Raw genomic sequence first — 7720 nt, forward strand, 5'->3', positions numbered from 1 at the left:
CGGCGGGCTTCCCAGCCGGTGCGGACCATCTCGTCGACCGTGTGGCGGTTGCGCCAGTCGAGGTCGCGCGCGGCCAGCTCGCCGGTCGCGACGATCCGGTCGGGGTCGCCCGCGCGGCGCGGCCCGATCCGAGGCGTGAAGTCGATGCCCGTCACCCGCGCCATCGCGTCCATGATCTCGCGCACGCTGAGCCCGTTCTGCGAGCCGAGGTTGTAGGCCGGCTCGATCTGCTCGCCGGCCGCGAGCCGCTGCGCGGCGACGACGTGCGCCGCGGCGATGTCGGCGACGTGCACGTAGTCCCGGACGTTCGTCCCGTCGGGCGTGTCGTAGTCGTCGCCGTTGATCTGCGGCGTCTCGCCCGCCAGCAGCTTCTCGAACACGATCGGGAACAGGTTGTGCGGGCTCGTGTCGTACACGGCCTCGTCGCCCGAGCCGACGACGTTGAAGTAGCGCAGCGAGGTGTGCCGCAGCGGCGCGTCGGATGCCGAGGTCGCCACCCCCTCGTCGCGGATGAGCCACTCCCCGATGAGCTTCGACTCGCCATAGGGGGATGCCGGGCGCTTGGGCAGATCCTCGGTGACGAGCGGCACGTCGGGGGTGCCGTAGACCGCCGCCGAGGACGAGAAGACGAGGCGGGAGACCCCGGCATCCGCCATCGCCTGCAGCACCACCCTCGTGCCTTCGACGTTCTGCTCGTACGTGTGGAGCGGGCGCTGGACCGAGACCCCCGCATACTTGAAGCCGGCGACGTGGATGACGCCTGTGACGTCGTGCTCGCGCAGCGTCGTCGTCACGAGGTCGCGGTCGAGGATCGTGCCCTGTACGAACGGCACGCCGTCGGGCACGAACGAGGCGTGGCCGCTGGAGAGGTCGTCGATGACGACCGGGTCGATCCCCGCAGCGGCGAGGGCGCGGACGATGTGGGCACCGATGTATCCGGCACCGCCGGTGACAAGCCAACTCATGACTCCATCCTGCCGCAGGGGCGGCGCCCGCGCGGACGTCGCAGCCGCTCCCGCAGGCGGGCGATTGCCCCGTCACTCCTCGGTCGGGCCGAGGTCCGCTCGCTCGACGAAACGGGCGGACGCCACCGCAGGGCCCTCGAGGGATACGACCGTCAGCGTGTTCGTGCCGGCGCGCGTGATCGGTCCCGGCACGTAGAGCGTGCGCTGGGGTCCGTTGGACCAGAATCGGCCGAGGAGGAAATCTCCTACGAATGCGTAGCCCTTGCCCCACCCGGTCGTGTCGAGGTGGAGGTCGGCGGGGGCGTCCAGCGTGAAAGTCCCGGTGCGCACGTCGAGCTCCGGCTCGGCGGATGCCGGGGACACCTCGACCGGAGTGCTCGCCCACTCGGTGAGTGCACGGCCGTCCAGCCGCGGCGCGGCGGTGAGCCCCTTGGACTCGCCGATGAGGGGTCCGTAGTTGACGCGGCCCTGCTCCTCGACGAGCACCGTGAGGCGCTCCCCCGCGGGGATCGGCAGCGTGCTCTCGCCGCGGGTGCGCGAGAGGCTGCCGACGCGAATCCCGTCGACCGACACCCATGCCGCGTCGCGCAGGCCGCCGAGCTCAAGCAGGCCGCCGCGGCCGGCGAGTGACGCCTCGTAGCGGACGAGGGCGCCGAGATGCCCCAGCTCCTCGAAGGTCCGTGGCCGCGTCGTCGTCTCGCGCGGTTCCGCCGGCGCCGTCGCCGCGTTCCCGGCGGATGCCGAGGTGAGCTCAATCTTGAAGACGGGCGCGGCGGGCGCGGCATCCGGCACCTCGTCGGGCACGGGCGCGTACCGTGCGATCACCTCACGGAACGCCCAGAACTTGGGTGTCGGGTGGCCGGCCTCGTCCAACGGCGCGTCGTAGTCGTACGACGTCGTGATGGGAAGATAGCGACCCTTTTCGTTGGCCCCGTTGGTGAGGCCGAAGTTCGTACCGCCGTGCAGCATGTACAGGTTCACCGATGCACCCGCCGCGAGCATGGTGTCGAGTTCTCGGGCGGCCTCGGCGGGGGACGTGGTGTGGTGGACGCCGCCCCACCAGTCGAACCAGCCGTCCCAGAACTCCGAGCACATGAGCGGGCCGGTCGGCTGCGCGTCGCGCAGAGCTGCGAGCCGCTCGGTCGCGCGCGAACCGAAGGACCCGGTGCGCAGGACGCCGTCGATGCCGCCGCGCTCGAGCATCCAGGGGATCGGCTGGTCGACGGTGGTGAGCGGCACCGTGATGCCCGCTTCGCGAGTGAGGCGTACGAGTTCCGCGAGGTAGGCGGCATCCGACCCGTACGCGCCGTACTCGTTCTCGATCTGCACGAGGATCACGCTGCCTCCGGTGTCGACCTGACGGGGGCGGACGATGTCGTACACCCGCTTCAGGTAGGCGGAGACGGCGGACAGATACTGTGCCTCGCTGCGGCGCAGGCCGATGCCGCCCGTCGCCGTGAGCCACACCGGCAGTCCGCCGCCGTGCCATTCGGCGCAGATGTAGGGTCCTGGGCGCACGATCGCGTGCAGGCCCTCGGCGGCGACGAGATCGAGGAAGCGGCCCAGGTCGTTCGGGCCCGTCTCGTCCCATTCGCCGAGCCGCGGCTCGTGCGCGTTCCACGCGACGTACGTCTCGATCGTGTTGAGTCCCAGCAGGCGTGCCTTGTGGATGCGGTCCGCCCAGTGGTCCGGGTGGATGCGGAAGTAGTGCAGCGCTCCGGACAGGACGCGGAACGGGGCGCCGTCGCGAAGGAAGTCGGTCTCGCCGATCGAGAAGGTAGTCACGCTCTTGCGCTTTCCGACGACGCGGGGGCGGCCCGCTCGGGCCGCCCCCGCGCGGTCTCATTCGTTGACGGTGAATCCTTGCCCGTTGCCGTACTCCACGAGGGCATCCTGCCATGCGGTCAGGCCCTCGTTGAGGTCCGACCCGTCGGCGTAGGACTGTCCGACCGTGTCGCCGAAGATGCTGTTGCCGTACACCTGGAACGGCAGGTACTGCCACCCCGTCACGACGCTGTCGGCCGCGGCCGCCAGCACCTCGTTGATCTTCTGCCCGCCGAAGTACTCCGGCGCGGCGTTCAGGAACTCGTCGGAGCTCAGCTCAGCGGTGGTCGACGGGAACCCGCCGCCGTCGAGGAACGTCGTGATGGACTCCTCGCTGTTGTTCAGCCACCACAGGAACCCGGCCGCGAGCTCCGGGTTCTTGCTCTGCTTGGTGACCGCTTGTCCGCCGCCACCGTTCTCCGCCGACGCGGGGCTGCCGTCGTAGGTCGGCATCGGGGCGATGCGCCAGTTCCCGGCACCGTCGGGCGCACCGGACTCGAGGTTCGCCGGCATCCACGCGCCGATCACGAGCGTCGCGATGCTGCCGTTGCCGAGGCCCTGGAACCACTCGTCGCTCCAGCTGCCGTACGGGGCGAGCAGGTCGTTCTCGACGAGCTGGTTCCAGGTGCCGGCCCACTTCTTGGAACCGGCATCCTGCAGGTCGATCGTGACGTTGGTCCCGTCGCTCTGGAAGGGTGTGCCGCCGGCCTGCCAGATCATGCTGGTGGCAAAGCCCGCGTCGCCGATGTCGTTGGTGATGTACTTCGTCGGGTCGGCGGCGTGCAGCTTCTCGGCCGCCGCGATGTACTCGTCCCACGTGGTCGGCACGTCGATGCCGTACTCGTCGAATACCGCCTGGTTGTAGAACAGGGCCATCGGACCGGAATCCTGCGGTAGGCCGTAGATGGCGTCGCCGACGGTCACCGAGCCCCAGGTGGATGCCGTGTAGTCGTCCTCCAGGTCAGCGAACCCGTACGCGGACAGGTCGAGGAGCGCATCGGTGAGAGCGAACTGCGGGAACGCGTAGTACTCGATCTGCACGACGTCCGGTGCGCCGGAGCCCGCCTTGATGGCGTTCTGCAGCTTCGTGTACTCGTCGTTGTTGGTGCCGGCGTTGACGAGGTCGACCGTCACGTTCGGGTAGGCCTTCTCGAAGGCGGCGACCTGGGCTTCGGCCTGCGGCGTCCACGACCAGTACGTCAGCTCGCCGCCCTTTTCCAGTGCGGCCTGGATCGACTCGAGTGAGCCCTCGCCGCCACCGGCTCCTCGGGAGCCGTTGCCTCCGGAGCACCCGGCCAGGGCGAGCGCGGCGACGGCGCCGACCGCCAGAACTGCTGAGGCGCGGCGTGCGCCCGACATCTGCTTCATTGCTGTGTCCTTCTTGTTCGGGGTGTGGTTTCTTGTTCGGGATTCACGGTGGCCGCTGGTGCGGTCCGGCCGGGTGGGGAGTTCCTCGTCGAGCAGTCCCCGGTCACTGCTTGACACTTCCGGCGTTCAGCCCCGACTGCCAGAACCGCTGCAGCAGGAGGAACGCGACGACGATGGGGATGATCGTGAGGAGCGAGCCCGTGATCACCAGGTTGTAGATGGGCTGCGAACCGGCGCCGATGGCCTGAGCGGCCCACTGGTTGAGGCCCACCGTCAGGGGATACCAGTCGGGGTCGCTGAGCATGATGAGAGGGAGGAAGTAGTTGTTCCACGTCGCGACGACCGTGAACAGCAGCACCGTGACGACGCCGGGGGCGAGCAGCCTGATCGAGATCGTGAAGAACGTACGGAACTCACTGGCCCCGTCCACGCGGGCCGCCTCCAGCAGTTCGGTGGGCACGGCGTCACTCGCATACACCCAGATGAGATAGAGACCGAAGGGGCTGATGAGGGAGGGGATGATGACCGACCACGGGGTGTTCGTCAGCCCGAGCTCGCTGAACAGCAGGAACGTCGGCACCGCGAGGGCCGTGCCCGGCACCGCGACGGCGCCGAGGACGATCGCGAACACCGCCCGGCGCCCCGGGAACCGGTACTTCGCGAGTCCATAGCCCGCGAGGGTCGCCAGCAGGGTCGCGCCGCCGGCGCCGACGACGACGTACAGCAGGGTGTTGCCGAGCCAGCGCAAGAAGATGCCGTCGCGGTAGGTCAGCGTCTGCGACAGGTTGTCCCACAGGGCGAAATCGTCGGCGAACCAGAGGCCGAAGCTGGAGAACAGTCCCGCCTGCGTCTTCGTCGCGTTGATCACGAGCCACACGAGCGGGACCAGGGTGTAGAGGGCGTACAGGACCATGACGGCCAGCAGCACCTTCGAGTTGCGCGGGTTGAGCAGGTCTGCGACGCGACCGGGACGCGGGGTGGTCATCAGCGCACCTCCGCCCGGGAGCCGCGCAGCTGCACGACGTAGGCGATGACCGCGGTGATGACGCCCATGATGATCGCGACCGTCGCGGCGTAGTTGAACTGCTGGCCAGCGAACGACAGGTTGTAGGCGTACATGTTCGGCGTGTAGTAGGTCGTGATGACGTTGGGCGCGAGCGGGCGCAGGATGTTCGGCTCGTTGAACAGCTGGAAGCTGCCGATGATCGAGAAGATCGTTGCGATCACGATCGCGCCGCGCACGGCGGGGATCTTGATGGAGAAGATGGTTCGCCACGCCCCCGCGCCGTCGAGCGCCGCCGCCTCGTACAGCTCTCCCGGGATCGTCTTCAGCGACGAGTAGAAGATGAGCATGTTGTAGCCCACGAACTCCCACGTCACGATGTTGCCGATCGACACCAGCATCCATTCGCGTGCGAACGGGGTCAGCAGCGGAAACCCGAACAGGTCGTTGAGGTTCGCGGTCAGACCGAACTGATCCCCGTAGATGTATCCCCACATGAGCACCGCGACGACGGCGGGCACGGCGTACGGCAGGAAGATCACGATGCGGAAGAACGACGCACCGCGCAGGCGGGCGCTGTCGATCGCGAGCGCGGCGCCCAGCGCGAGCAGCAGCATGATCGGCACCTGCACGAGCAGGAAGACGAACACGCGGCCGAACGCCTCCCAGAACTTCGGGTCGACGAGGGCCGTGGCGTAGTTCTCGAGTCCGACGAAGACCGAGCCGCCGATGAGCTGGTCACGGAACAGGCTGAGGTACAGCGCGTATGCCAGCGGGGCGAGGAAGACGAGCGCGAACACGATCATGAACGGCCCGACGAAGGCCCAGCCACGCCAGTCGGGCCGGTTCCTACGAGGCTCGAACACTCGCTGCGTAGCGTGCAGCGACGTGGTGGAGGCGGAGGTCGTCATTGACAGATTCCCGATTCGTGAGCGCTTGTTTACGCAAACATACGCCGACTACCCATACGATGTCAACGCAAACATCGTGCGAAGGAGTCCGCATGTCGTCACTGCCCGGCAGCGCCCGGCGCGAACCGTCCATCAACGACGTCGCGCGCGTCGCCGGTGTGTCGGCGCAGACGGTGTCGCGTGTGGCGACGGGCAAAGACGTCGTCCGGCCCGCGACACGCGACCGGGTCGTGCGCGCGATGCAGCAGCTGGGATACCGCCCGAACTCGGCCGCCCGTGCGCTCAAGGCGGGGCGCTATCGCACGATCGGGGTCATCATGTTCTCCCTGTCGTCGTACGGGAACATGCGCACGCTCGACGCGATCGCGGCGGAGGCGACCGCCGCGGGATACGCGATCACGCTGATCCCGCTCGCGGCAGCGACCCAGTCGGTGGTGTCGGGCGCGTTCGCGCGGCTGGGCGAGCAGGCGGTCGACGGCATCATCATCGTCATCGAGGCCCATGTGCTGAGCGAGGCGGAGATCGACGTCCCCACCGGCATGCCGGTCGTCGTCGTCGACTCCAGTGCACGCTACGAGGTGCCCGTCGTCGACACCGACCAGGCGCAGGGCGCGCGACTGGCCACCGCCCACCTCCTCGAACTCGGTCACGAGACGGTCTGGCACGTTTCGGGGCCGGAGGACTCGTACTCCGCGCAGCGCCGACGGGACTCCTGGCGCCGGACGCTCGAGGAGGCCGGGGCCCCGGTGCCCGAGCCCATCGTCGGCGACTGGTCGCCGGCGGCCGGGCGCCGTGCGGGAGAACTGCTGCTGCGCAGGTCGGACGCGACGGCCGTCTTCGCGTCCAACGACCAGATGGCCCTCGGCCTGCTGCACGCCTTCCACGAAGCCGGGAGGCGTGTGCCGCAGGACATCAGCGTCGTCGGATTCGACGACATGCCGGAGGCGGCGGACTTCTGGCCGGCGCTGACCACCGTGCGGCAGCATTTCGACCGGGTGGGACAGGCGGCGCTGCACGCGCTGCTCGAGGCTGTCGAGGGGGGCAGCCCGCGCGGTCGCGAGCTGGTTGCGACCGAACTCGTCGTGCGCAGCAGTTCGGCACCCCCGCCGGCGCACGCTTGATCCCGCGGCCTACACTCGGTGCATGACCCGCGTCGTCGTCGCGCTCGACAGTCTCAAGGGCTCGATCGGTGCGGCTGACGCCGCTGCGGCGGTCGCCGAGGGGTGGCGTGACGCTCTCGAACACGTGGACGTGCGCCTGCTGCCGATGGCCGACGGCGGCGAGGGGACGCTGGATGCGTTCGAGACCGCGGTGCCCGGATCGCGGCGGATGCCGGTGAGGGTGCGCGGTCCGCGCGGGCGCGACCTGTCGGCATCCTGGCTCCTGCTGCCGGACGGGACGGGTGTTGTCGAGCTGGCATCCACGAGCGGGATCGAGCTGCTGACCGCCGACAGCGGCGCGCTCGCGCCGTGGGATGCCGACACGTTCGGCTTCGGCCAGGCGATCGCCGCGGCCCTCGACCACGGGGTGAGCCGGCTCGTGCTGGGCATCGGATCGAGCGCATCGACGGACGGCGGCGTCGGGATGCTGACCGCGCTCGGTGTGCCCGGTGCGCCAGCTCCCGGGGTCAGGTTGCGTGGGGGCCAGGC

At 69.2% G+C, this 7720-nt stretch carries 7 protein-coding genes; 2 read left to right on the top strand and 5 right to left on the bottom strand.

The annotated features are described in order from the left end of the window. The 5 genes from galE to WBP48_RS09850 form a co-directional block, all read right to left on the bottom strand. On the bottom strand, positions 1–965 hold a 965-nt coding region (galE, locus tag WBP48_RS09830), incomplete at its 3' end, for a UDP-glucose 4-epimerase GalE (protein WP_424439633.1). A 72-nt stretch (positions 966–1037) separates the two neighbouring features. Beyond that, entirely contained in the window at positions 1038–2750 is a 1713-nt protein-coding gene (locus WBP48_RS09835; protein WP_424439636.1) for a beta-galactosidase, read from the bottom strand. 57 nt (positions 2751–2807) lie between these two features. Next, positions 2808–4157 carry an ABC transporter substrate-binding protein gene (locus tag WBP48_RS09840; protein ID WP_424439639.1) on the bottom strand — a complete coding sequence of 450 codons (1350 nt, stop codon included), beginning with the start codon at positions 4155–4157 and terminating at the stop codon, positions 2808–2810. 103 nt (positions 4158–4260) lie between these two features. Further along, entirely contained in the window at positions 4261–5142 is an 882-nt protein-coding gene (locus tag WBP48_RS09845; RefSeq protein WP_424439642.1) for a carbohydrate ABC transporter permease, read from the bottom strand. After that, positions 5142–6071 (bottom strand): carbohydrate ABC transporter permease, encoded by a 930-nt coding sequence (locus WBP48_RS09850; protein ID WP_424439645.1) that lies wholly within the window; start codon positions 6069–6071, stop codon positions 5142–5144. The genes WBP48_RS09845 and WBP48_RS09850 overlap by 1 nt, the downstream gene beginning before the upstream one ends. A gap of 92 nt (positions 6072–6163) precedes the next feature. Between WBP48_RS09850 and WBP48_RS09855 the strand changes: the two genes are divergently transcribed. Next, the gene (locus WBP48_RS09855; RefSeq protein ID WP_424439648.1) at positions 6164–7192 is read left to right on the top strand and encodes a LacI family DNA-binding transcriptional regulator; all 1029 of its coding nucleotides are present in this window, start codon (positions 6164–6166) and stop codon (positions 7190–7192) included. A 22-nt stretch (positions 7193–7214) separates the two neighbouring features. Next, positions 7215–7720: glycerate kinase (locus tag WBP48_RS09860; RefSeq protein ID WP_424439651.1), on the top strand; the 506-nt coding region annotated here is incomplete at its 3' end.

This window comes from Microbacterium sp., from assembly GCF_049661145.1.
Classification (GTDB): Bacteria; Actinomycetota; Actinomycetes; order Actinomycetales; family Microbacteriaceae; genus Microbacterium.